Source organism: Streptomyces sp. MK7, assembly GCF_032658145.1.
Classification (GTDB): Bacteria; Actinomycetota; Actinomycetes; order Streptomycetales; family Streptomycetaceae; genus Streptomyces; species Streptomyces spiralis.
Genome location: NZ_JAVACL010000009.1, coordinates 120,184 through 143,931, shown reverse-complemented (window position 1 = coordinate 143,931; position 23,748 = coordinate 120,184). Strand labels below are relative to the sequence as shown.

19 protein-coding genes and 1 pseudogene are annotated in these 23,748 nt (G+C 71.1%); 7 read left to right on the top strand and 13 right to left on the bottom strand.

The window, feature by feature from the left end; all coding sequences use genetic code 11:
• Positions 1-3: 3 nt before the first annotated feature.
• The 3 genes from R2S09_RS13790 (at position 4) to R2S09_RS13780 (ending at position 1,658) form a co-directional block, all read left to right on the top strand.
• Entirely contained in the window at positions 4-417 is a 414-nt protein-coding gene (locus R2S09_RS13790; protein ID WP_004983065.1) for a roadblock/LC7 domain-containing protein, read from the top strand.
• 97 nt (positions 418-514) lie between these two features.
• Positions 515-1,087, top strand: a complete 573-nt coding sequence (locus tag R2S09_RS13785; RefSeq protein ID WP_030168440.1) for a DUF742 domain-containing protein — start codon at positions 515-517, stop codon at positions 1,085-1,087.
• On the top strand, positions 1,068-1,658 hold the full coding sequence (locus R2S09_RS13780; protein WP_189900483.1) for an ATP/GTP-binding protein: 591 nt from the start codon (positions 1,068-1,070) through the stop codon (positions 1,656-1,658). Before R2S09_RS13785 ends, R2S09_RS13780 begins: the two co-directional genes overlap by 20 nt.
• A gap of 125 nt (positions 1,659-1,783) precedes the next feature.
• On the opposite strand, the gene R2S09_RS13775 is transcribed toward R2S09_RS13780, so the two are convergent.
• On the bottom strand, positions 1,784-1,978 hold the full coding sequence (locus tag R2S09_RS13775) for an acyl-CoA carboxylase subunit epsilon (protein ID WP_030168449.1): 195 nt from the start codon (positions 1,976-1,978) through the stop codon (positions 1,784-1,786).
• 73 nt (positions 1,979-2,051) lie between these two features.
• The gene (locus tag R2S09_RS13770; protein ID WP_306188268.1) at positions 2,052-3,647 is read right to left on the bottom strand and encodes an acyl-CoA carboxylase subunit beta; all 1,596 of its coding nucleotides are present in this window, start codon (positions 3,645-3,647) and stop codon (positions 2,052-2,054) included.
• Between the two features lie 533 nt (positions 3,648-4,180).
• Here R2S09_RS13770 and R2S09_RS13765 point away from each other — a divergent pair.
• The gene (locus R2S09_RS13765; RefSeq protein WP_306188266.1) at positions 4,181-4,792 is read left to right on the top strand and encodes a YceI family protein; all 612 of its coding nucleotides are present in this window, start codon (positions 4,181-4,183) and stop codon (positions 4,790-4,792) included.
• 151 nt (positions 4,793-4,943) lie between these two features.
• Here R2S09_RS13765 and R2S09_RS13760 read toward each other — a convergent pair whose 3' ends face one another.
• Both R2S09_RS13760 and R2S09_RS13755 read right to left on the bottom strand, forming a co-directional pair.
• Complete coding sequence (locus R2S09_RS13760; protein WP_306188263.1) at positions 4,944-6,314, bottom strand: hypothetical protein; 1,371 nt, start codon at positions 6,312-6,314, stop codon at positions 4,944-4,946.
• 181 nt (positions 6,315-6,495) lie between these two features.
• The gene (locus R2S09_RS13755; protein ID WP_316741221.1) at positions 6,496-9,534 is read right to left on the bottom strand and encodes a glycoside hydrolase family 3 N-terminal domain-containing protein; all 3,039 of its coding nucleotides are present in this window, start codon (positions 9,532-9,534) and stop codon (positions 6,496-6,498) included.
• Positions 9,535-9,776: 242 nt separating this feature from the next.
• On the opposite strand from R2S09_RS13755, the gene R2S09_RS13750 reads away from it, so the two are divergent.
• A complete protein-coding gene (locus tag R2S09_RS13750) occupies positions 9,777-11,654 on the top strand; it encodes a ricin-type beta-trefoil lectin domain protein (RefSeq protein WP_316741220.1) in 1,878 nt (625 codons plus the stop codon).
• Positions 11,655-11,751: 97 nt separating this feature from the next.
• Positions 11,752-12,357 (top strand): GPP34 family phosphoprotein, encoded by a 606-nt coding sequence (locus R2S09_RS13745; RefSeq protein ID WP_316741218.1) that lies wholly within the window; start codon positions 11,752-11,754, stop codon positions 12,355-12,357.
• Between the two features lie 80 nt (positions 12,358-12,437).
• Here R2S09_RS13745 and R2S09_RS13740 read toward each other — a convergent pair whose 3' ends face one another.
• The 8 genes and pseudogenes from R2S09_RS13740 to ureA form a co-directional block, all read right to left on the bottom strand.
• Entirely contained in the window at positions 12,438-12,863 is a 426-nt protein-coding gene (locus tag R2S09_RS13740) for a VOC family protein (RefSeq protein WP_306188256.1), read from the bottom strand.
• A 13-nt stretch (positions 12,864-12,876) separates the two neighbouring features.
• On the bottom strand, positions 12,877-14,481 hold the full coding sequence (gene cimA, locus R2S09_RS13735; RefSeq protein ID WP_316741216.1) for a citramalate synthase: 1,605 nt from the start codon (positions 14,479-14,481) through the stop codon (positions 12,877-12,879).
• A 282-nt stretch (positions 14,482-14,763) separates the two neighbouring features.
• Positions 14,764-16,092: pseudogene (locus R2S09_RS13730) on the bottom strand (MFS transporter).
• 66 nt (positions 16,093-16,158) lie between these two features.
• The gene (locus R2S09_RS13725; RefSeq protein WP_306188252.1) at positions 16,159-16,758 is read right to left on the bottom strand and encodes a TetR/AcrR family transcriptional regulator; all 600 of its coding nucleotides are present in this window, start codon (positions 16,756-16,758) and stop codon (positions 16,159-16,161) included.
• Entirely contained in the window at positions 16,755-17,264 is a 510-nt protein-coding gene (locus tag R2S09_RS13720) for a hypothetical protein (protein WP_316741213.1), read from the bottom strand. Before R2S09_RS13720 ends, R2S09_RS13725 begins: the two co-directional genes overlap by 4 nt.
• 26 nt (positions 17,265-17,290) lie before the next feature.
• A complete protein-coding gene (locus R2S09_RS13715; RefSeq protein ID WP_316741211.1) occupies positions 17,291-18,334 on the bottom strand; it encodes an agmatine deiminase family protein in 1,044 nt (347 codons plus the stop codon).
• Positions 18,335-18,343: 9 nt separating this feature from the next.
• A complete protein-coding gene (locus R2S09_RS13710) occupies positions 18,344-20,065 on the bottom strand; it encodes an urease subunit alpha (RefSeq protein WP_316741209.1) in 1,722 nt (573 codons plus the stop codon).
• On the bottom strand, positions 20,062-20,859 hold the full coding sequence (gene ureA / locus R2S09_RS13705; protein WP_316741207.1) for an urease subunit gamma: 798 nt from the start codon (positions 20,857-20,859) through the stop codon (positions 20,062-20,064). The genes R2S09_RS13710 and ureA overlap by 4 nt, the downstream gene beginning before the upstream one ends.
• 153 nt (positions 20,860-21,012) lie before the next feature.
• Between ureA and R2S09_RS13700 the strand changes: the two genes are divergently transcribed.
• Positions 21,013-22,455 (top strand): cytosine permease, encoded by a 1,443-nt coding sequence (locus tag R2S09_RS13700; protein ID WP_316741205.1) that lies wholly within the window; start codon positions 21,013-21,015, stop codon positions 22,453-22,455.
• Positions 22,456-22,469: 14 nt separating this feature from the next.
• Here R2S09_RS13700 and R2S09_RS13695 read toward each other — a convergent pair whose 3' ends face one another.
• On the bottom strand, positions 22,470-23,558 hold the full coding sequence (locus R2S09_RS13695; protein ID WP_306188242.1) for a branched-chain amino acid aminotransferase: 1,089 nt from the start codon (positions 23,556-23,558) through the stop codon (positions 22,470-22,472).
• Positions 23,559-23,748: the final 190 nt, after the last annotated feature.

Here is a 23,748-nt window from a genome sequence, read left to right as displayed (position 1 = left end):
CCGATGAGCCAGGCGGCACAGAACCTGAACTGGTTGATCACCAACTTCGTGGACAACACCCCTGGGGTGTCCCACACCGTGGTGGTCTCCGCCGACGGACTCCTTCTGGCGATGTCCGAAGGCTTCCCCCGCGACCGCGCCGACCAGCTCGCGGCCGTCGCCTCCGGTCTGACCTCACTGACCGCCGGTGCCTCGCGCATCTTCGAGGGCGGCAGCGTGAACCAGACGGTTGTGGAGATGGAGCGGGGATTCCTCTTCATCATGTCCATCTCCGACGGATCCTCTCTCGCGGTTCTCGCACACCCGGAGGCGGACATCGGTCTCATTGGGTACGAGATGGCCCTTCTGGTGGACCGCGCGGGCACGGTTCTGACCCCGGACCTCCGTGCGGAACTCCAGGGGAGCCTTCTCAACTAACAGACAGACCGTGCGTTTTGGTGTCCCGGGGCCGTAAGGTTTCGGGACGCGGCTTCCACACGGTTGGGCGCCCGGCGCAGTCGGAGGAGGAGTAAGAGTGGCAACACCCCCAGGCGGTTCGTCTTCGGGCAACTGGTCGTACGGCCCTGCGCAGGGCCACGGCGACGGCTCGTCGAACCCTTACGCCTTCCCCTCCGTCCCCCACCACCGGCAGCCGTACGCGCCACAGGGCCCCGGCCCGTCGCCGTACGACCAGCCGCCGGCGCCGCGCATCCAGCCGGTGCAGCCGCAGCGACGCACCCCTGAGCCCGCGCCCGCGGGCGCGACGAACAACCCCCTGGTCCGCCCGTACGCCATGACGGGCGGCCGCACCAGGCCGCGGTACCAGCTCGCCATCGAGGCGCTGGTGCACACCACGGCGCAGCCGCACCAGATGCAGGGCCAGTTGCCCGAGCATCAGCGGATCTGCCATCTGTGCCGCGAGATCAAGTCGGTGGCCGAGATCTCGGCCCTGCTGACGATTCCTCTCGGCGTGGCCAGGATCCTCGTCGCCGACTTGGCGGAGGCGGGCCTGGTCGCCATCCATCAGCCCGGCGGCGACGAGAACGCCGGCGGCCAGCCAGACGTGACACTGCTCGAAAGGGTGCTCAGTGGACTTCGCAAGCTCTAGCGGAGGGCCGGTTTCTCCCAGTCGTTCCACCACCTCCGCGAAGATCGTGGTGGCGGGCGGCTTCGGCGTGGGCAAGACCACGTTCGTCGGCGCCGTCTCGGAGATCAACCCGCTGCGCACAGAGGCCGTCATGACATCCGCGTCGGCGGGCATCGACGACCTCACCCACACGGGCGACAAGACCACCACCACGGTGGCCATGGACTTCGGCCGTATCACCCTGGACCAGGACCTGATCCTGTACCTGTTCGGCACGCCCGGCCAGGACCGCTTCTGGTTCATGTGGGACGACCTGGTCCGCGGCGCCATCGGCGCCGTGGTCCTCGTCGACACGCGGAGGCTCGCCGACTGCTTCCCCGCCGTCGACTACTTCGAGAACAGCGGACTGCCGTTCGTCATCGCCCTCAACGGCTTCGACGGCCAGCAGCCGTACAACCCGGACGAGGTCCGCGAGGCGCTCCAGATCGGACCCGACACCCCGATCATCACCACCGACGCCCGGCACCGCGCGGACGCCAAGTCCACGCTGATCACCCTCGTGGAGCACGCGCTGATGGCGCGGCTGCGGTAGCGCTCCGCACACGGCCCGTGCAGGGGCCCTCTCCCGACCGGGAGAGGGCCCCTTGCCGTTTTCCCCCTGGGCGCATGCGAAAGGGGCCCACCCTGACGGGCGAGCCCCTTTCGGAGTCGTACGGCTCAGTGCCAGCTGTGCGGGGCGCGGAAGCCCTTCTCGCGCTCCAGACGGCGCCAGCCGGCCTTGGCGCGGCCGCGGTGGGACGGGGTCGTGTCGGCGGGGCGGGCCGCGGCACGGGCGAGGAGGACGGCCGTGATGGCGGCCACCTCCTCGGGCTCGGCGTGGCCCTTCTCGACGCGGATGTCAGGCGTGTCCATGGGATCAGTCTCCGTGGCTGAGGGTTCCGCGGGGTTGCCGCGGCGCGTCCACTGGGTTACGGGGTCGCTGCGCTCACTGCGGGGGGTTGCCGTGCTTGCGGGAGGGCAGGTCGGCGTGCTTGGTGTGGAGCATGGCCAGGGACCGGATGAGGGTCTGGCGGGTGTCGGCGGGGTCGATGACGTCGTCCACGAGGCCGCGTTCGGCCGCGTAGTAGGGGTGCATCAGCTCGGCCTTGTACTCCTTGACCATCTTCTGCCGCATGGCCTCGGGGTCCTCGGCCTGGGCGATCTGGCGGCGGAAGATGACGTTGGCCGCGCCCTCGGCGCCCATCACGGCGATCTCGTTGGTCGGCCAGGCGTAGGTGAGGTCGGCGCCGATCGACTGGGAGTCCATCACGATGTAGGCACCTCCGTACGCCTTGCGCAGGATCAGCGAGATCCGCGGCACGGTGGCGTTGCAGTAGGCGTACAGCAGCTTCGCGCCGTGCCGGATGATCCCGCCGTGCTCCTGGTCGACACCGGGGAGGAACCCCGGGACGTCCAGGAAGGTGACGATCGGGATATTGAAAGCGTCACACATCTGGACAAACCGCGCAGCTTTTTCGCTCGCCTCGATGTCCAGCACGCCCGCCAGCACCTGCGGCTGGTTGGCGATGATGCCGACGACCTGGCCGTCCAGGCGGGCCAGCGCGCAGAGAATGTTGCGCGCCCAGCGCTCGTGGACCTCCAGGTACTCGCCGTCGTCGACGATCTCCTCGATGACCTTGGCCATGTCGTAGGGCCGGTTGCCGTCCGCCGGAACCAGGTCCAGGAGAACGTCGCTGCGGCGGTCGGCCGGGTCGCCGGTGTCCACCCGGGGCGGGGTCTCGCGGTTGTTCTGCGGCAGCAGCGAGAGGAGGTAGCGGACCTCGGCGATGCAGGTCTCCTCGTCGTCGTAGGCGAAGTGGCACACACCGGAGGTCTCGGCGTGCACGTCCGCGCCGCCCAGGCCGTTCTGGGTGATCTCCTCACCGGTGACGGCCTTGACCACGTCCGGGCCGGTGATGAACATCTGCGAGGTGTCCCGCACCATGAACACGAAGTCGGTCAGGGCGGGGCTGTAGGCGGCGCCGCCCGCGCACGGGCCCAGCATCACCGAGATCTGCGGGATCACCCCGGAGGCCTTGGTGTTGCGCTGGAAGATGCCGCCGTAGCCGGCGAGCGCCGAGACGCCCTCCTGGATCCGGGCGCCCGCGCCGTCGTTCAGCGACACCAGCGGGGCACCGGCCGCGATGGCCATGTCCATGATCTTGTGGATCTTCGTGGCATGGGCCTCGCCCAGCGCGCCGCCGAAGATCCGGAAGTCATGGGCGTAGACGAAGACCGTGCGGCCCTCCACCGTGCCCCAGCCGGTGATCACACCGTCGGTGTACGGCTTCTTCGCCTCCAGGCCGAAACCGGTCGCCCGGTGCCGGCGCAGCTGCTCGACCTCCTGGAAGGACCCGGCGTCCAGGAGCAGCTCGATCCGCTCCCGTGCGGTCAGCTTGCCCTTGGCGTGCTGCGCCGCGGTCGCCTTCTCGCTGGGACCCGCCACCGCCTGCGCACGGATCCCGTGCAGTTCGGCGACCCGCCCGCGCGCGTCCGTCGGCTCGCCGGTCGGCTCACCCGTCGTCTCTTCCAAAACGGTCATGTAGTGACCTTACGAAGGACACCTGGGAAAGCGAGCCGTCGACTCCGTACAGTCTCCGGCTCGTTTTCCTGGTACCCCTGAACAGAACCCAAGGGGCTTGCAGCCTTTCCGACTGCTCAGAGGGCTCCGGCGTTGTAGAGGTCACACAAAGTCAGGACGCGAGAGCCACCTCACATTCGTGTGTGGCGCATGCCATCCCTGGAGTGACAGGCAGGCCCAGACGGGGGGAGCCGATGGCGTCGGTGACACCTCGTCACGAGAACCGGCCGACCACTGGTGCGGGCTGCGTCCATGGTGCCGCACGGCAGCCGCCGGCCCGCTTGAGGGTCCGGGCGCCCTGCGCGGTGGCGAGGTTGCCTCTTGATCTTCATGGGCCGCAGGCGGTGATCGCAGCGTTTCCACGACACCCGGACGCATAATGTTGAAACTCGAACGGAATAGGTCTACGGTCGTCACTGTTGACCTGGTTGAACATTCAACATCATCGGCGCCCCACCTCCGCGCCGAGTGATCCCGTCCCCAAGGAGCACCCCATGGGCATCTTCGGCCGCAAGAACAACACCGCCGAGAGCACCGCCACCGTCACCGCCGCCGTGAACCCGGACCTCGCCGCACTGACCGGCGAGTACACGATCGACCCGGCGCACTCCAGGCTGGGCTTCGTCGCACGGCACGCCATGGTCACGAACGTCAAGGGCACGTTCGCCGACTTCACCGGTTCCCTGCACCTGGACGGCACCGACCCCGCCGCGTCCACGGCCTCGATCGACGTCACGATGGACAGCATCGACACGGGTTCGGCGGACCGCGACGGCCACCTGAAGAGCTCGGACTTCTTCAAGACCGACGAGTTCCCGACGATGACGTTCCGCTCCACCAAGGCGGAAGCCGTGGGCGGCGACGACTACCGCATCACCGGCGACCTCACCATCCTCGGCGTGACCAGGCCGCTCACCATCAACCTGGAGTTCAACGGCGCCGCCAAGGACCCCTTCGGCAACGAGCGCGTCGGCTTCGAGGGCAAGGCCGAGATCCTGCGCTCCGAGTGGGGCCTGACCTGGAACGCCGCGCTGGAGACGGGTGGCGTGCTGGTCTCCGACAAGATCAAGCTGAACTTCGACATCTCGGCGATCCGGCAGGCCTGAGCATGAGCGGCTCGGCCCGCGGCCCGCGCCGCGGGCCGAGCCCCCGGAACGCGCCCGCCCTCCACTCCCCCGTACCGGAGGGCGGGCGCCTTCGCGTCACATGGACGCCCGGCCGGTCATGTGCGCTGCCGTACGGACCCGCACCGCACGCTCAGAACCCGCCCCCGAAGTCCCCTCCTCCCCCGCCGCCCCCACCGAAGTCGCCCCCGCCGAAGCCGCCGCCGAAGTCCCCGGGGTCGAAGTCGGCTCCGGACACATCACCGCCGTCGTAGCCGCCGAAACCGTCGTGCGCGCCGAAGTCGCCGTAGCCCGTGCCGTAGTCGGCGCCGTAGGCCGGGCCGGCCATCATGCTGCCGAGTAGGGTGCCGACCAGGAGGCCGGGGAGGATGCCGCCGCCGAAGTAGCCGCCCGCCCAGGGACCGTAGGCCGGGCCCGCGTCCCAGTAGGGGCGGCGGCCCCAGTCGGTGTCGACCTCGCGGATCCGCGGGTCGCGGCCCTCGGCCAGGCGGACCTGGTCGGCGGCACAGACCGGCACCTCGCGGGCCGCGCCGCCGGGGGGAGACCAGGTGGCGTCGGTGACCGAGGGTCCGTGGCGCGGGTCGAAGAAGCAGGGCGGGCGGCGTTCGGGCAGGGGGCGGCCCTCGCGGCGGGCGGCGAGCTGGGCGAGCGAGAAGCGGCCGTCCTCCAGGGCCTCGGTGACGGTCCGCACGTCCTCGGGTGCGCGGGCCTCGGTCATGCGCTGCTTCGCCTGTTCGTAGGCGTTCAGGGCCCGTTCGTAGTCGGCGCGCATGGCGTCGTCCGCGCCGGGCTCCGCCGGATGGAAGTCGAGGCGGTCCAGCTCCTCGCCGAAGGCGGTGATGTCCTCGTCCACGACGACCCGCAGCCGGTCCAGGGCGGCCCGCCGCTCCTCCGCCCGGCGCCGGCTGTTGCGCCGGACCAGGGCGTACGCGCCCACGCCGCCCGCCACCAGGACGGCGGCGGCGGTGATCAGTGCGGTGCTCGACACCCCGCGGCCATGGCCGGAGGTGCCCCAGGTGGACGGGGCGGAGCCGCCCATGTTCGCAAGGGCGCGGTCGGTGAAGTCGGTGAGCTGGGTCCTGGCGTTCTCGCCCTGGACGCTGGTGACGAGGTTCCGCACGGCGGTGCCCGACAGCACCGAGGCGTCGGCGCGGGCGTCGAAGCGGTCGCCCAGGCGGATGGCGTAGGCGCCGGTGACGCCGGTGGCGGTGCGCAGATCGATGAAGAGGTTCTGCGTCGGGAAGTCGGCCGGCAGCACGGCGATGAAGAGCGGCTTGTCCGCGTCCTTGATCTGCCGGGCCAGCGTGTCGGCGTCGGCCTTCGGCAGCTGCGCGGAGGCCGCCGGATCGACGTAGACGGGATTCTCGCGCAGCGCCTGCGCGACCGCCGAGACGCCGGTGGCCGCGGCCGAGGGCGGGGCACCGGTCGACAGGACGGCCATGACGGCCACCGCGAGCGCGACCAGCAGTTGGGCGGGGGCTCGGGTCAGAGCGACGGCCTTCATGGTTCGAAGCTACCCGAAAGGCAATAATTCGGTCATTTCATATTGACTTCGGCTGGGCTTCGGCTGGGCTCCGTACGGCTTCGCATGCGCTTCATGGGGGTGCACACGAGGGGGGCGCCTCGCCGGTGTTCCTGGCGAGGCGCCCCCCTCTTGCTCGGTCGTTCCGGTCAGGCGGTCCCGCTCACGCCGCCCGGTACGCCGCCGTCAGCCGTTCCACGGCCGCCCCGTACCTGCCGGTGAGCAGCAGGTGGTCGGCGTCGGCGAAGGGTTTGGCGACCCCCGCGCTCATGCCGCTGCCGCCCTCCTCGGTCACCTTCTGCTGGACGATCAGCCGGGCCTGGGTGACGAGGGCGCGGCCGGCCCGGGCCGCGTGCGCCCTCTCGGCCACGGTCGCCGCCAGGCCCAGCGCCCTCAGCGCCGCCGTGCCGCCCGAGGGCACTTTGGTGAGGGTGGTCAGGCCCCAGCCGTAGGGGAACTGCGGGTCGTAGGAGGCGTCGCCCACGTTGATCGGCAGTTGCTGTTCCGACTTCGGCCAGGTCACGGGGAGCTGCCCGGTGAAGGGCCGCCTGCCGTAGAGCACGTCGGCGACACCGGCGCCCTCGGTGCCCGGCAGCCAGGAGGCGACGAGGGCGTCGATCTTCCCGAGCCGGTCGCCGATCAGCTGCGGCCGGCCGGAGACGATCAGCACCGCGCACTTCATCGCCGCGCACACCTTGTCCACGGCGGCCTGGTCGGCGGCCGACAACCGGAGCCCGTGGCCGTTGCCGACATCGCCGACGCCCTCGGCGTACGGGGTCTCGCCGACGACGACCACCCCCACGTCGTAGCCGTCCGTGGGCGCGGAGGCGTCCTTGGAGTAGGTGACGTCTCCCCCGGCGTTCCTCATGCCCTCGAGGATGGTCGTGCCCTGGGTGTGCGTCCCGGACTCGCCCTGCCAGGTCAGGGTCCAGCCGCCGGTCTGGTTGCCGAGGTCGTCGGCGTTGGATCCGGCGACGTAGACCTTCTGGCTCTTCCTCAGCGGGAGCACGCCGCCGGTGTTCTTCAGCAGCACCTGGGACTCGGCGGCGGCCTGACGGGCGACGGCCCGGTGCGCGGCGGAGCCGATCCGCGCGGCGCCGCTGGTGTCGGCGTAGGGGTGTTCGAACAGGCCCAGCCGGAACTTCTCGGTCAGGATCCGCGACACCGCGTCGTCGATGCGCTTGACGCTGATCCGGCCCGCCTTCACCTCGTCGGCCAGTGTGGTGCTGAAGTCCTTGTAGGAGTACGGCACCATCATCATGTCCACGCCCGCGTCGACCGAGGTGCGGACGTGGGAGGCGTAGTCGCCGGGGAGCTGGTCGATGGCGTTCCAGTCGCTGATGACGAAGCCGTCGAAGCCCATCCGGTCCTTGAGCACGCCGTTGATCATGTCGCCACGGGCGTGCATCTTCACCGGACCCTGTCCGTCGCCGGCGATGTCGAGCGAGGAGTAGGACGGCATGACGGTGCCGATGCCCCGGTCGACGGCGGTCTGGTACGGCGCCAGGTGGACGGCCTCCAGCTGCTGCCGGGTGACCTTGGTGACGCCCTGGTCGATGGTGTACGTGCCGGTGGTCGAGGAGCCGTACTCGGTGCCGCCGTCGCCGACGAAGTGCTTGGCGGTGGCCAGCACCTTGTCGGCGCGGCTCAGGTCACGTCCGTCCGCCCGTCCCTGGAGGCCCTGGATGACGGTCTCCATGGAGGTCACCAGTGCCGGGTCCTCGCCGAAGGACTCGTAGGAGCGACCCCAGCGTTCGTCGCGGGAGACGCACAGGCAGGGTGCGAAGTCCCAGGGGACTCCGGTGGCGCGCACCTCGCTCGCCGTCACCGCGCCCGTCTTCTCCGCGAGCTTCGGGTCGCGGGTGGCGCCGATGCCGATGTTGTGCGGCATGATCGTGGCGCCGGCCAGGTTGTTGTGACCGTGCACCGCGTCCACGCCGTAGATCAGCGGGATCTGGAAGCGGGTGGCCTGCGCGCGGAGCTGGAACGCGTCGATCATCTTCGCCCAGGCCTCGGGGGTGTTGGGCGTGGGGGTCGAGCCGCCGCCGGAAAGCAGTGAGCCGAGGCCGTAGACGGCGATGTCGCCCGGTGCGGACATCGCGCCGCGCTCGGCCTGGGTCATCTGCCCGGCCTTCTCCTCCGGGGACATCCGGGAGACCAGGTCCGCGACCCGCTTCTGCACCGGCAGCCGGCTGTCGAGGTACGGCAGTCCGTGGGCGTCGACGACGATCTGCGGGGTCTCGGCCGGGGCCTTGGCGCCGGTGACGGTGAGCTGGAGCGGGACGGTCTCGGCCGGCTCGGCCGACCCGTCCTTCAAGGTGGGGACCGTGACGGTCCGGGAGGTCCCGGAGGCGGTGCCCGCGGGGAAGGTGAGGGTGCCGGAGACGGGGGTGTAGTCCTTGCCGGGCTGGGCGGAGCCGGTGGCCGTCGTGCGGTACTCGACGGTGACGGGCTCGTCGACCGGGGCGGAGCCCGTGGTGGCGAGGGTGATCCTCACGGTGACCGTGCCGCCCTCGTGGACCGGGTACACCGGCGCGTCGGTGGTGACGGAGGCGCGCAGCGACTGGTCGGCCTTGCCGTACAGCTCCACGTCGTCCATGGCGAAGTCGCCCTCGGTGCCGGCCGGGAGCGTGAGCGCGTACCCCCACATCCGGGTCAGGCCGAGGACGTGGTCGATGCCTCCGACGGGCTGGTAGTCCGTGCGATAGGTGAAGTCGGTGAAGGGCAGCTCCACCTGTTTCCAGCCGCTGAAGTCGTCGGTGAAGGAGGTCGTCCACAGCTCGGAGGCCTCACCGTTCGCGCCGCCGTCCTTGATCTCGAAGGCGATCTTCCTGCCGTTGTCCCGGCCGTCCCACCAGAAGCGGATGCCCTGGTGGGCGGACCAGTCGTGGGCAGGCCGGTCGGCGGCGAAGTCGTGGGTGAAGCCGCCGTAGCCGCTGATGTCGTAGGTGCCGGAGAGCACCTTGGCGCCCTCGGGGGCGTCGGGGCGGGCGGCGAGCCGGAGGGTGGGCGGGTCGTCGCTGTCGCCACCCCAGGTGAAGATGCCCTCGGCCGGCTGGTTCGCGAAGGGCACCTCGCCCTCGAAACGGTCGACGGGCACCGGGGCCGGGTCGGGCGCGGGATCCGGGGCGGCGTGCGCGGACGCCAGCGGGATCAGCGCGGTGAGCAGGGTGGCGGAGGCGAGCAGGGCGGTTCTTCGCATGGACGGACCTTCCCGCGACTCGGGGACTCGCTCATGACTTAGATCACGGCGTGAGTTAACAAGGGCGGCGCTCGAGCCGTCAAGACTTCACGCAACCACTGGTACAGCGGCAACCCACGGCCGAAGTAGGCGCGTTGTTCCTTCGGCTTCTGAACGCGCAACCTCTTGACGGCCCTGAGATGTCGTCATTTACTCACGGCTCGTCACGCCTCCCATCCCCCACCCAGAAGGGCGGCGCATCCATGAGAAGACCGAGAAGACCTCTGCGCACGGCCCGGCTGCTCCTCGCGGGCCTGCTGGCCACCGCCGGGCTGACCGCCGTGACCGCCCCGACCGCGCACGCGGCCGGCGAGCAGGTCACCGTCTGGCTGACCACCACCGACGACTCCGGCGGGCGGCATGTGGTCCGCGGGCTCCAGCAGCAGACACCGTTCGCCTTCCAGTCCGGCACCGGCGGCGACGGCGAGAACATCACGGTCGACGAGAACACCCGCTACCAGACCTTCACCGGCGGCGGCGCGTCCTTCACGGACACCGCGGCGTGGCTGATGAACAGCGGCGGCGCGCTGTCCCCGGCGACGCGGGACGCGACCATGCGCAAGCTGTTCTCGCCGGTGGACGGCATCGGACTGTCGTTCCTGCGCAATCCGATGGGCGCCTCGGACCTGGCGCGCTACGGGTACACCTACGACGACGTGCCGGCCGGGCAGAGCGACCCGTCCCTGGCGAAGTTCTCCATCGCGCACGACCTCGCGGACGTCCTCCCGCTCACCAGGCAGGCGCTCCAGCTCAACCCGTCCCTGACCGTGATGGCCTCGCCGTGGACCGCACCGGCCTGGATGAAGGACAGCGGCTCGCTCAACGGGGGCTGGCTGAAGGCGGAGGACTACGGAGCCTACGCCGCGTACTTCGTGAAGTACCTCCAGGCGTACCGCGACCAGGGCATCCCCGTGTCCTACGTGACCGCGCAGAACGAGCCGACGTGCTGCTCGGGCTATCCCTCGATGAGCTGGAACGCCTCCGGCCTGGCGTACTTCACCAAGAGCGAGCTGCTGCCCAGGCTCCAGGCGGCCGGGCTGACCACGAAGGTCCTCGCGCACGACTGGAACTGGGACACCTACGACTCCTACGCCGCCCAGACGGTGGACGACGCGGCGGTCCGCTCGCATCCGAACTTCGGCGGGATCGCCTGGCACGGCTACGGCGGTGACGTCACGAAGCAGACCACGGTCCACGACCGGTACCCGCAGCTGGACGCCTTCGGCACCGAGCACTCGGGCGGCACCTGGATCGCGAACCAGCAGCGCGAGGACATGCTCAACATCGTCGACTACACGCGCAACTGGGCGAAGTCGGTGACGAAGTGGTCGCTGGCGGTGGACCAGGACCGCGGGCCGCACAACGGCGGGTGCGGGACGTGCAGCGGGCTGATCACGGTGCACAACGGGGACGCGCAGTCCGGGCAGGTGGACTACACCGTCGAGTACTACGACATGGGGCATCTGACGAAGTTCGTCCGGCCGGGCGCGCAGCGGATCGCGTCGACCGCCTCGTCCTCCGTGCCGAACGTGGCCTGGCGCAACCCGGACGGCAGCAAGGCGCTGATCGCCTACAACGACGCGTCGAACGCGAAGACGGTCACCATCGACTGGGGGTCGCAGCACGCCACTTACTCGCTGCCGGGCAAGACCTCGGCGACCTTCACCTGGTCGGGGACGCAGTCGGGCGGCGGCAGCCGGTCGGGGGCGTTCGTGGGACTGGCGGGCAAGTGCCTGGACGTGGCCGGTGCCTCGTCGGCGAACGGCACGCCCGTGCAGCTCTACGACTGCAACGGCACGGCCGCCCAGCAGTGGACGGTGCGGACGGACGGGTCGGTCCAGGCGCTCGGCAAGTGCCTGGACGTGGCGTCCGGCTCGACGGCCGACGGCGCGAAGGTACAGCTGTACGCCTGCAACGGCACCGGGGCCCAGCAGTGGTCGTACAACGCGTCGACCGGTGATGTGGTGAACCTGGCCGCGGACAAGTGCCTGGACGTCACCGACAACTCCTCGGCCAACGGCGCGCGGGCGCAGATCTGGTCGTGCACGGGGGCGGCGAACCAGAAGTGGCAGCTGAGGTGACGTATCGTCAAGCAGGGCTTTGCCCGGCCGGCCGGCCGGCCTGACCGACCGGCCGGGAACGCCCCGCCGCCGTCACCGCCCCGACCTGGAGTCCGGCATGAGCACACCGCGTGACCTGTTCTTCGTCATCCTGGACGTTCCGGGCACGCACCCCGTGGAGCAGGGCGACCTGTCGCTGGCCCTCGCCGGGGCCGAACTGGTCGACCTGCTCTCGGCCGGGTCCGTCTCCCTGGACGGTGAGCGCATCCTGCCCGGACTGGTGCCGGGCACGGATGACCGTCTGCTGGACGAGGCGGGGGCGGCGCTCGTCCGCGAGGCGCCGTACGAGACCGTCGAGGACTGGCTGTGGCGCCGGGGGCGCGGCCTGGCCTCGGCGTACGTCGACGCGATGGAGGCGGCGGGGCAGGTGGCCGGCAGGCGCCACCGGTGGATGCCCAGGGGGTCCGACCGGCCGGTGCCGGTCGACTCCCCGGCGCGGCGCGCGGCGGCCGACCGCTGGGCCGGCCGCGAGCCCGTCCTCGCCGGGCTGGCCGCCGCGCTGGGCATCCCGGCCGAGGCGGACGACGAGGCCGCCGAGCCGGACGACGAGGCCGCGCTGACCGTGCTGGCCGCCGTCCACGACGCGGTGCAGGAGCTGGAGGCCGTACGGCAGCGGCGGCGCATCGAGGACGCGGCCTTCGACAACATCTGGCGCGCACCCTGACCACCCGGCGGCCCGACGGCCTTGTGGTCCTGACCGCCCGGTGGCCGTGACCATCCGTTCGCCCTGACCACCCGGACGGGCTACGGGACCGGCTCGCCGACGCCCAGCAGGTTGCCCTCGCTGTCCCGGAACCAGGCACCCCGCTCGCCGCGGGCGCCCTTGCTCGGGTAGTTGCCCTCGATGTCGGCGATGCCGTCCCGGGTGCGCAGGCCGGGCGTGCCGACCTCCTCGAAGACCACTCCGCGCCGCCGCAGCTCCGCCACGACCACCTCGATGTCGTCCACCTCGAAGGCCATCTGGGTGAAGGTGCCGGGCGAGGCCCCCGCCGAGCGGAACACGACGAAGTCCACGCCCGAGCACCGGTACAGCAGCCCGCCGGGGCGCTCGTCCTCGGGTTCGAGTCCCAGCTTCTCGGCGTAGAAGCGCCGGGCCCGGTCCAGGTCCTGTGCGGGCAGCCGGGCCGCGACGCGGGCCCGGGACAGCGGGCCGGTGGTGTCGGTGGTCATGCCTCCACTGTGGCTACTGCGCCGGCTCGACGCCCGCCCGGAGCAGCCCGTAGGTGTACGCGTCCTCCAGGGCCTGCCAGGAGGCGGCGATGACGTTGTCGGCGACGCCCACGGTGGACCACTCGCCCTTGCCGTCGGAGGTGGAGATGAGGACGCGGGTGGTGGAGGAGGTGCCGTGCCTGCCCTCCAGGATGCGGACCTTGTAGTCGACCAGCTCGAGGGCGCCCAGCTGGGGGTAGATCTTCTCCAGGGCGACGCGCAGGGCGCGGTCGAGGGCGTTGACCGGGCCGTTGCCCTCGGCGGTGGCGACGATGCGCTCGCTCTCGGCCCACAGTTTGACTGTGGCCTCGTTGGCGTGGGTGCCGTCGGGGCGGTCCTCGACGATGGCCCGCCAGGACTCCACGTCGAAGTACTTCAGGGGCCTGCCCTCGGCCTCCGCGCGGAGCAGCAGTTCGAAGCTCGCGTCGGCCGCCTCGTAGGTGTAGCCCTTGAGCTCGCGTTCCTTCACGCGTTCGACGACGCGGCCGACCAGTTCGCGGTCGCCGCCGAGGTCGATGCCGAGCTCCTTGCCCTTGAGCTCGATCGAGGCGCGGCCGGCCATGTCGGAGACCAGCATGCGCATGGTGTTGCCGACCTGCTCGGGGTCGATGTGCTGGTACAGGTCCGGGTCGACCTTGATCGCGGAGGCGTGCAGGCCGGCCTTGTGGGCGAAGGCGGACAGGCCGACGTAGGGCTGATGGGTGGAGGGGGTCAGGTTGACGACCTCGGCGATCGCGTGCGAGATCCGGGTCATCTCGCGCAGCCGCCCCTCGGGCAGCACCTTCTTGCCGTACTTCAGTTCCAGGGCGGCGACGACCGGGAACAGGTTGGCGTTGCCGACCCGCTCGCCGTAGCCGTTGGCCGTGCACTGCACATGGGTGGCGCCGGCGTCTACGGCGGCCAGGGTGTTGGCGACGGCGCAGCCGGTGTCGTCCTGGGCGTGGATGCCGAGGCGGGCGCCGGTGTCGGCGAGGACGGTGGAGACGACGGCGTGGATCTGGGCGGGCAGCATGCCGCCGTTGGTGTCGCACAGGATCACCACGTCGGCACCCGCCTCGGAGGCGGCCCGGACCACCGACTTGGCGTACTCGGGGTCGGCGCGGTAGCCGTCGAAGAAGTGCTCGCAGTCGACGAAGACACGACGGCCCTGGGCGCGCAGGTGGGAGACGGTGTCGCGGACCATCTCCAGGTTCTCCTCCAGAGTGGTGCGCAGCGCCAGCTCCACATGCCGGTCGTGCGACTTCGCCACGAGGGTGATCACCTCGGCGCCCGAGTCCAGGAGCGCCTTGACCTGGGGGTCGTCCGCCGCCTTGGCGCCCGCCCGCCGGGTGGCGCCGAAGGCGACCAGCCGGGCGTGGCGGAAGTCGATCTCCTGCCGGGCGCGGGCGAAGAACTCGGTGTCCCGCGGGTTCGCGCCGGGCCAGCCGCCCTCGATGAAGCCCACGCCGAAGTCGTCCAGGTGCCGGGCGATGGCCAGCTTGTCCGCGACGGTCAGGTTGATGCCCTCGCGCTGGGCGCCGTCGCGCAGGGTGGTGTCGAAGACGTGGAACGAATCGTCCAGCCGGCTGGTTTCGGACATGTCTCAAGGCTCCTGTGTGGGATCTCGGTCGTACCGGAATGACCGGCTCCACCATCCCCCCAATACCCCCTCGCGCTTCGCTCCCGGCTGAAGGTGGGCCAGAAAACGAAAAACCCCTCGCGGGTGCGAGAGGTCTGCGCGCGGGTCGAGGACGACGGTGGCCGCCCGTACCTGGTCGTACGTGGCGGTCACTGCGGACCGGCGCGCCTGCTGCCAATAATCATGGCGAACGAGAGCACGGGGGCAGTTTGGCACAGTTGCGCCCCCGCACTCACCGCCGTCTCAGGATGCGGGCGTGAGCCTGGACTCCGGTGCGGTCTTCACCCGGGTCGGATCCAGGTCCTTCGTCTCCCGCATGGTGACGTACACCACGAGGGAGACGGCCGCGCAGGCCGCCACGTACCAGAAGAATCCGGACTCCGCGCCGGCGTTCTTGAACCACAGGGCGACGTACTCCGCCGTGCCGCCGAACAGGGCGTTGGCGACGGCGTAGGACAGGGCCACGCCGAGGGCGCGCACGCCGGTGGGGAACAGTTCGGCCTTCACGCAGGCGTTGATCGAGGTGCAGTCGGTGACCACGACCAGCGCCAGCAGGGACAGCCCGAGCGCGGGCCGGAAGCTGCCCGCGTGCCCCAGCAGTGTCATGATCGGCACGGTCAGGAAGGTCGAGCTGAGCGCGAAGGTGATCAGCAGCGGACGGCGGCCGATCCGGTCGGACAGCCGGCCGGCCAGTGGCTGGAGGCAGGCGAAGACGATCAGCGCGGTGAAGGAGACCAGGGTCGCGGTCCGCTTGGGCAGGCCGGCGGAGTCGGACAGGTACTTCGTCGGATAGGTGGTGTACGTGTAGTAGGCCACCGTGCCGCCCAGGTCAGGGCCATCACCAGCAGCGCCTCGCGCTTGTGCGCCCACAGCGCGCGCAGGGTGCCGCGCTCCTCGCTCCCGGTGGCGTCCGCCTCGTACACCTCGCTCTCCAGCATGCTGCGCCGCAGGTAGAAGACGACGGCCGCGCCGAGCGCGCCGACGACGAAGGGGATGCGCCAGCCGTAGCTGTGCAGGGCGGTGTCGGACATGGTGCGCTGGAGCACGATCTGCAGGCCGAGGCCGACGATCTGGCCGGCGGTCATGGACACGTACTGGAAGCTGGAGGCGAAGCCGCGCCGGCGGGGTCGGAGGCCTCGGTGAGATAGGTAGCGCTGGCCGCGTACTCACCGCCCACCGACAGCCCTTGGAGCAGCCGGGCGAGGAGCAGCACCAGCGCGCCCCCGTATCCGGCGACCGCGTACGTCGGCGCCGCCGCGATCAGGACGGCGGACGCCGACATGGGGTGACGGTCAGCGTCAGCGCCGCCTTGCGGCCATGGGGGTCCCCCCGCGCCGTTCAGGCGTGGGGGAGGTCACCCACCCGGCCGAGCAGCCAGCCGCCCACCGGCCGCATGAAGAAGCCGACGGCGAAGATGCCGGCGGTGTTCATCATCTGGGCGGTGGGGTTCCCATGCGGGAAGAACGCCCCGGCGAAGTAGGTGGCGAAACTGGCGTAGACGAACCAGTCGTACCACTCCACCATGTTGCCGGCCGAACCGATCCAGATCTTCTTCCTGTGCTCTCGTCCCATGCGGCGGTACATGCCCGGCCGCGGAGGAAAGGATTCCTTTTGCCGGCGCCCGCCCCGAGACACCCCCTAGGAGGTCGCGGCGAGTCCTTCCTCGATGAACTCCCGTACATGCGCGAGAACTTGGTCACGGTCGGTGCCCCGCAACCCGATGGCGACGTGGATGGAGAATCCGTCCAGCAGTGCCCGCAACCGCGCCGCGAAGCGGTCCGCGTCGACCGGGCGGAACTCACCGCGCGAGACGCCCTCGGCGATCAGCGCGACCAGGTCGCGGTGCCATGCCCCCTCGATGGCCGCCTGCCGGGCGCGTGCGTCGTCGTCCGCGTTCTGCGAGCGGTTCCACACCTCCATCCACAGGGTCCAGTGCGGATCACGGTGGCCGTCGGGGACGTACAGGTCGACGTACGCGGACAGACGTTCCCGCGCGGTCCCGGGGCGGGCCAGCAGCCGGCCGCGCTCGGCGCCCAGTCTTCCCTCGCTCCACTCCAGTGTCCGCAGCAGCAGCTCGTCCTTGGAGTGGAAGTAGTACAGCAGATGGCCGCTGCTCATGCCGACCTCCCGGCCGAGCCCCGCCATGGTGAGCTTCTCCAGACCGCGCTTCGCGATCATGTCCATCGCGGCGGCGAGGACGTCCTCGCGGGGCGGGGCGGGGGTGTGGCGGCGGGTCATGCGGTGCCCTCCGCGGCCGGCGCGGTAGTCACCCGGACGCTCTCCGGGACGAAGCGGATCTCGTAGTCGGTCGTGCAGTCGCCGGCCATGATCGCCACCTCGGCGCCGCACGGGCACAGCCGGTTGGCACCGTACTCGCCGCAGGGGCCGCAGCAGCCGATGTGCCGGTGCCAGTCGGGATGGGCGTCGAGTCCGGCGACGTCGAGCGGGTGCAGCACACGGGTGCCGCGCGGCCCGGCGGAGACGAGGAGTCCGCGCTCGTCGGACATCCACTTCCCGCCGGGCACCACTCCGTCGTACTCCTCGTCGTCCGGGGCGGGCACGAAGGGCGCCCCGTACGGCAGCGGGTCGACGGCGTAGGTCCCGCGCGGCATGCGCGCCGGGGCCCGCCGCAGTCCGTCAGGGCCGGGCAGCCCGTCCCAGGCCGGGGGAGCGGGAAGACCCGGCAGAAGCCGGACGGGCCGGGTCAGCGGGCGGCCGCACGCGGCGCAGAGCAGTACATCCACCCGTATGTTCTACCTGAGCGCCCGCTTCACCGGACCTTCGGCTGCTGCTGGGTGACGCAGTGGATACCGCCTCCACCCGCGAAGATCGTACGCGCGTTCACCAGGGTCACCGTCCGCTCGGGGAAGAGGCGGCGGAAGATGCCGGCCGCGATCTCGTCGCGCGGGTCGTCGAAGCCGCACAGGACGACTCCGCCGTTGCACAGGTAGTGGTTGATGTAGGAGTAGTCGGCCCAGTGGCCGTCGGCCTCCAGGACGGTCGGGGCGGGCACCTCGACGACCTCCAGGCGGCGGCCGCGGGCGTCGGTGGCCGATTTCAGGATGCCGATGACCTCCCGGGTCACCTCGTGGTCGGGGTGGGCCGGGTCCGGCTGGTGATGGGCGACGACGACGCCGGGGCGGGCGAAGGCGGCGACGATGTCGACGTGGCCGAGGGTGCCGTAGCCGTGGGGCGGGTAGTCGCCGGTCAGGCCGCGCGGGAGCCAGATGGCCCTACGGGTGCCGAGGTGGGCGTGGATCTCCGCCTCGACCTGCTCCTTCGTCCAGTGCGGGTTGCGCTCGGGGCCGAGCTGGACCGTCTCGGTGAGCAGGACCGTGCCCTCGCCGTCGACGTGGATCGCGCCGCCCTCGTTGACAAGAGCGCTGCTGTAGCTCTTCGCACCCGCGAGGTCCGAGACGTATGCGCCGATCTTCGCGTCGTGCTCCCAGCGGGCCCAGTCCTGTGCGCCCCAGCCGTTGAACGTCCAGTCGACGGCGGCCAGTCCGCCCTGCCCATTGGTGAGGAAGGTGGGGCCGATGTCGCGCATCCAGGCGTCGTCGAGGTCGCGTTCGACGGTCTCGACGTCCTCGCCGAGCAGGGCACGGGCCTCGGCCGACTGGCCGGGGCCGCACACCACGGTGACCGGTTCGAAACGGCGGACGGCGCGGGCGACCGACGCCCAGGCGGCACGGGAGGCGGCCAGGTCCTCGGGGGTGTCGAAGGTCGGGTTGGGGCCCGGCCACGCCATCCAGGTGCGCTCGTGCGTCGTCCACTCGGCGGGCATGCGGAAGCCGTCGGCGGCGGGGGTGTTCATCAGGGATCCTCAGAGGAAGTAGAGGCGGTTGAGGGAGACGGAGTCGGCGGGCTCGGAGCGCAGCGGGTCGCCGTCGAGGGTGACCAGGCCGGTGCGCCGGTCGACGTCGACCGCTCCGGTGCGGGAGTTCAGGCGCAGGTCGGCCGGGCCGATGCCGCGGGTGCCGCGGACGGCGACCCGGCGGCGCCGGGTGGGCATCGTGTCGTGGCCCTGGTCCACGGCGGCCTGCGCGACGAACGCCACCGAGATCTCGGCTGGGGTGGCGCCGTGCGCGCCGAACTGCGGGCCGAGCACCAGGGGTTCGCAGGTGTCGGTGGCCGCGCCCGGGTCGCCGACCACGCCGTAGGCCGGGAAGCCCGCCTTGAGGACGAGCTGCGGCTTGGCGCCGAAGTACTCCGGGCGCCACAGCACGATGTCGGCGAGCTTGCCGACCTCGATGGAGCCGACTTCGTGGGCCAGGCCGTGCGCGATGGCCGGGTTGATGGTCAGCTTGGCCAGGTAGCGCAGCACGCGCGCGTTGTCGTCGTCCGGGCCGTCCCCGTCCACCGGGCCCAGCTCGGCCTTCATCTTGCCGGCCATCGCGAAGGTGCGGCGCACGGTCTCCCCGGCCCGGCCCATGCCCTGGGCGTCGGAGGAGGTGATGCCGATGGCGCCCAGGTCGTGCAGCACGTCCTCGGCGCCCATGGTGCCGGCCCGGATGCGGTCGCGGGCCATGGCGGCGTCGCCCGGCAGGTCGGGCTTGAGGTCGTGGACGGAGACGATCATGCCGTAGTGCTCGGCGACCGCGTCCCGGCCGAACGGCAGGGTGGGGTTGGTGGAGGAGCCGATGACGTTCGGCACCCCGGCCATCTTCAGCACGTTGGGGACGTGTCCGCCGCCGCAGCCCTCGATGTGGAAGGCGTGGATCGTACGGCCCTGAAGGACGCGCAGGGTGTCCTCGACCGACAGGCACTCGTTCAGGCCGTCGCTGTGCAGGGCCACCTGGACGTCGTGCTCCTCGGCGACGCGCAGGGCGGTGTCCAGGGCACGGGTGTGGGCGCCCATGTCCTCGTGCACCTTGAAGCCGCTCGCCCCGCCCTCGGCCAGGGCCTCGATGAGCGGCGCCTCGTGGGAGGACGAACCACGGCCCAGGAAGCCGATGTTGACCGGCCAGGCGTCGAAGGCGCCGAACGCGTGCTTCAGGGCCCACGGCGAGTTGACGCCCACGCCCCACACCGGCCCGAACTCCTGGCCGATGATCGTGGTCACGCCGGAGGCGAGCGAGGCCTCCATGATGCGCGGCGACAGCAGGTGGACATGGGTGTCCACGGCACCGGCCGTGGCGATGAGCCCCTCGCCCGAGACGATGGACGTACCCGTGCCGACGACCACGTCCACGCCGTCGAGCGTGTCGGGGTTGCCGGCCCGCCCGATGGCGCGGACGCGCCCCTCGCGGATGCCGATGGACACCTTGCGGATGCCCTGCACCGCGTCGATCACGACGACGTTGCTGATGACGACGTCGCAGGTCTCGCGGACGGCCGCCGCCTTCAGGTGCAGGCCGTCGCGGGCGGTCTTGCCGAATCCGGCGAGGAACTCGTCGCCGTACTTCTGGGAGTCGGACTCCACGCGTACGACCAGCCCGGAGTCGCCGAGGCGGATGCGGTCGCCGGCGCGCGGGCCGTGGGTGGCGGCGTACTCGTACGCCGTGAGCCGGCGGGCTTCGGCCGGGTGGCCTCCGGGGCGGCTCATCGCTCGACCTCCTGCTCGGTGTTCTCCGTCTTCGTGTTCTCCCGCTCCGTGTTCTCCCGCTCCGTGCTCTCCGGCTCCGTGCTCTCCGGCACGGTGTTCTCCGGCTCGGTGTTGTCCGGTACGCCGAGGTATCCGCAGGCCGCGGCCCGGCGCAGGGCCTCCTGCTTCGCCCCCGGCGCGTCCAGTGGGCCGTCGACGAGTCCCGCGAAGCCGATGGCGATCCGCTCCCCGCCGACCGGCACGAGACCGACCTCGGCGCTCTCCCCCGGCCCGAACCGGACCGAGGAACCGGCGGGCACGGCCAGCCGCGTCCCGTATGCGGCCGCGCGGTCGAAGTCCAGGCGCGGGTTGGCCTCGAAGAAGTGGAAGTGGGAGGTGACCGACACCGGAACGGACGCGGTGTTGGTGACCGTGAGGCACAGGGCCGGCTCGGGGTCGGCGTGCTGCGGTCCGGGCAGCAGCGCCCCGGGGCCCTGGTCCCCCAGCGAGCCGCCGGCGATCGGGTCGGAGACCACGGCGAGCCGTGAGCCGTCGTCGAAGACGGCCTCGACGTGGACCTCGGTCACCACGTCCGCGACGCCCGGAAGGACGTCGTCCGGGCCGAGCACCGCACGGGCGCGCTCGATCGCCTCGGCGAGCCGGGCGCCGTCGCGGGCGGCCTCGCAGACGGTGTCGGCGATCAGGGCGGTGGCCTCCGGCACGTTGAGCCGCAGGCCGCGGGCCTTGCGGGCGCGGGCCAGCTCGGCGGCTCCGAAGAGCAGCAGCCGGTCACGCTCCGTGGGGGTCAGTCTCACGCGGCGGCACCTCCTTGCCTTTCATGGATTAGAGCAACACTCTAAAGGTCGAATTCAACGCTGCGAAAGATTGATGGTTGACGACACACTGACGTCCGCGTCACATTGAACGTCGCTCAAACTCTCAGGCGGCAGTCGAAGGAGACGCAAGCCATGCCGATAGAACAGCGCGGAGTAGACACCATCCCCGAGGAGGAGCGGACCAGCGGTCCGCGCGATCTGGTGTCGATCCTGCTCGGGTCCAATCTGTGCCTCGGTGTGATCATCTTCGGCTGGCTGCCGCCGTCCTTCGGGCTGGGCTGGTGGGGCTCGCTCAGCTCGATCGTGGTGGGCACCGTGGTCGGCACGCTGTTCACGGCCCCGCTGGCCCTGGTCTCCCTGCGCACCGCCACCAACCTGTCCACGTCCTCCGGCGCCCAGTTCGGTGTGCGGGGCCGGCTGGTCGGCTCGGTGGTCGGGCTGCTCCTCGCCCTCGGCTACACCGCGCTGACGGTGTGGATCGGCGGCGACGTGATGGTGAGCGTCCTGCACCGGCTGTTCGGGCTGACGCCGAGCGGGGTGTCGTACGCCGCCGTCTACACGCTGCTCGCCGCGGCGACCGTCGCGGGCGCCGTCTACGGCTACCGGGTGCTGCTCGCCATGTCCCGTGTCCTCGCGATCGGCATGACGGCGCTGCTGGCCCTCGGCGTGATCGCCTACGCGCCGCACTTCACCACCGCCGCGCTGCCGGAGACGGGCGGCTATCTGCTGGGCGGGTTCTGGCCGACGTGGTTCCTCGCCACGGTGGCCGCGGGCCTGTCCGGCCCGGTCGCCTTCATCACCCTGCTGGGCGACTACACCCGCTACATCTCCCCGCGCCGCCACTCCTCCCGCCGGGTGCTGCACGCCACCTGGCTCGGCCTGATCCTGGGCCTGCTCGTCCCGCAACTGTTCGGCACCTTCACGGCCTACGGCGCCCGCGCCGCCCTGGACTACGCCGGTCCCCTGGTCGACGCCTCCCCCACCTGGTACCTGCTGCCGCTGCTGCTGTCCGCCTCCGCCGGCTCGGTCGGCAACGCGGGTCTGATGCTGTACTCGATGGGCCTGGACCTGGACGCGATCCTGCCGCGCGCCTCACGCGCCCGGGCCACCTACACGGTCGCCGTCGTCGCCACGCTGTGTGTCTTCGTCGGCCACTACGCCTGGAACGCGCAGTCGGCGATGACGTCCTTCGTGCTGCTGCTGACCGCGATCGGCACCCCGTGGGCGGTCGTCACGCTCATCGGCTTCGCCCGCTGCCGCAGTGTCTACGACGCCGACGCCCTTCAGGTCTTCAACCGGCGCTCGCGGGGCGGCATCTACTGGTACCGGGCCGGCTGGAACGTGCGGGCGACCCTCTCCTGGGCGGTGGGCGCCGTGGTCGGTCTGCTGGCGGTGTCCCTGCCGTCGTACCAGGGTCCGCTGCTGCGCCTGACCGGCGGTGTGGACTGCAGCTTCCTGCTCTCGGGTGCGGTCGGCGGCGCGGTCTACCTGCTGCTGACGCACGGCCGGGAACACGAGGGGGCCGCCGCGGACGGGGAGTCCGCGGCGGCCCCGGCAGTCCGTCAGGAGGCCTGACCCGGCAGGTGGGCTCAGCCCAGCTTGTGCATCCAGCCGTGCTTGTCCTCGGTGACGCCGCGCTGGATGTCCAGGAGAGCCTGGCGGAGGCGCATCGTGACCTCGCCGGGCTCTCCGCCCGACTGCTGCCACTCGGCGCCCGCGCGCTTGACCATGCCGACCGGGGTGATCACGGCCGCCGTGCCACAGGCGAAGACCTCGGTCAGCGTGCCGTTCTCGGAGTCGCGCTGCCACTGGTCGACGGAGACCCGGGCCTCCTCGGCCTCGTAGCCGAGGTCACGGGCGACGGCGAGCAGGGAGTCGCGGGTGACGCCCTCCAGGATCGAGCCGCTGAGCGACGGGGTGACGATCTTGTCGCCGTAGACGAAGTACAGGTTCATGCCGCCGAGTTCCTCGACCCACTTGTGCTCCACGGCGTCGAGGTAGCAGACCTGGTCGCAGCCCTGGGCGGCGGCCTCGGCCTGGGCGAGCAGGGAGGCCGCGTAGTTGCCGCCGGTCTTGGCGTCGCCCACGCCGCCGGGGACGGCGCGGACGCGGTCCTCGGAGGCCCAGATGGAGACGGGCTTCACGCCGCCGGGGAAGTAGGCGCCGGCCGGGGAGGCGATCACGATGAACAGGTACTCGTTGGCGGGCTTGACGCCGAGGCCGACCTCGGTGGAGATCATGAACGGGCGCAGGTAGAGGGACTCCTCGCCGCCGTGCGCCGGCACCCACGCCTTGTCCTGCTGGACCAGGGCGTCACAGGCCTCGATGAACGTCTCGACGGGCAGCTCGGGCATGGCCAGGCGGCGGGAGGACGCCTGGAAGCGCAGGGCGTTCTTCTCCGGGCGGAAGGTGGCGACCGAGCCGTCGGGCTGGCGGTAGGCCTTCAGGCCCTCGAAGATCTCCTGCGCGTAGTGCAGGACGTGGGTGGCGGGGTCGAGGGGGATCGGCGCGTACGGAACGAGCTGGCCGTCGTGCCAGCCCCGGCCCTCGGTCCACCTGATCGTCACCATGTGGTCGGTGAAGTGGCGGCCGAACCCGGGGTTGGTCAGAATCGCCTCGCGCTCCGCGTCGGAGAGCGGGTTGGCCGAGGGCTTGAGCTCGATCGTGGGCGTCGTCATGAGTGAGTGTCCTTCACCGGGTTGTAGTGACGGGCCGCGCTCACGCCCGCACGGCCAGTGGCTGGTGCTAGGACGTCCGAGCATTCCCTCATCTCGCGGCTCCGCGTTCGATTATCGCGCGGGGGCTGCGATGGAAGGAAACGGGGTGAATACGACCCAGGATTCGATGGTGGCACCCGGCGGCGGGCAT

What these genes read in the sequence shown, in the direction of transcription:
- R2S09_RS13770 (WP_306188268.1), bottom strand. Translation starts at nt 3,647, where the DNA reads ATGACCGTTTTGGAAGAGACGACGGGTGAGCCGACCGGCGAGCCGACG.
- R2S09_RS13740 (WP_306188256.1), bottom strand. Translation starts at nt 12,863, where the DNA reads ATGACCACCGACACCACCGGCCCGCTGTCCCGGGCCCGCGTCGCGGCC.
- R2S09_RS13760 (WP_306188263.1), bottom strand. Translation starts at nt 6,314, where the DNA reads ATGAAGGCCGTCGCTCTGACCCGAGCCCCCGCCCAACTGCTGGTCGCG.
- R2S09_RS13745 (WP_316741218.1), top strand. Translation starts at nt 11,752, where the DNA reads ATGAGCACACCGCGTGACCTGTTCTTCGTCATCCTGGACGTTCCGGGC.
- R2S09_RS13790 (WP_004983065.1), top strand. Translation starts at nt 4, where the DNA reads ATGAGCCAGGCGGCACAGAACCTGAACTGGTTGATCACCAACTTCGTG.
- R2S09_RS13695 (WP_306188242.1), bottom strand. Translation starts at nt 23,558, where the DNA reads ATGACGACGCCCACGATCGAGCTCAAGCCCTCGGCCAACCCGCTCTCC.
- R2S09_RS13755 (WP_316741221.1), bottom strand. Translation starts at nt 9,534, where the DNA reads ATGCGAAGAACCGCCCTGCTCGCCTCCGCCACCCTGCTCACCGCGCTG.
- R2S09_RS13750 (WP_316741220.1), top strand. Translation starts at nt 9,777, where the DNA reads ATGAGAAGACCGAGAAGACCTCTGCGCACGGCCCGGCTGCTCCTCGCG.
- R2S09_RS13715 (WP_316741211.1), bottom strand. Translation starts at nt 18,334, where the DNA reads ATGAACACCCCCGCCGCCGACGGCTTCCGCATGCCCGCCGAGTGGACG.
- R2S09_RS13725 (WP_306188252.1), bottom strand. Translation starts at nt 16,758, where the DNA reads ATGACCCGCCGCCACACCCCCGCCCCGCCCCGCGAGGACGTCCTCGCC.
- R2S09_RS13700 (WP_316741205.1), top strand. Translation starts at nt 21,013, where the DNA reads ATGCCGATAGAACAGCGCGGAGTAGACACCATCCCCGAGGAGGAGCGG.
- R2S09_RS13775 (WP_030168449.1), bottom strand. Translation starts at nt 1,978, where the DNA reads ATGGACACGCCTGACATCCGCGTCGAGAAGGGCCACGCCGAGCCCGAG.
- cimA (WP_316741216.1), bottom strand. Translation starts at nt 14,481, where the DNA reads ATGTCCGAAACCAGCCGGCTGGACGATTCGTTCCACGTCTTCGACACC.
- R2S09_RS13710 (WP_316741209.1), bottom strand. Translation starts at nt 20,065, where the DNA reads ATGAGCCGCCCCGGAGGCCACCCGGCCGAAGCCCGCCGGCTCACGGCG.
- R2S09_RS13765 (WP_306188266.1), top strand. Translation starts at nt 4,181, where the DNA reads ATGGGCATCTTCGGCCGCAAGAACAACACCGCCGAGAGCACCGCCACC.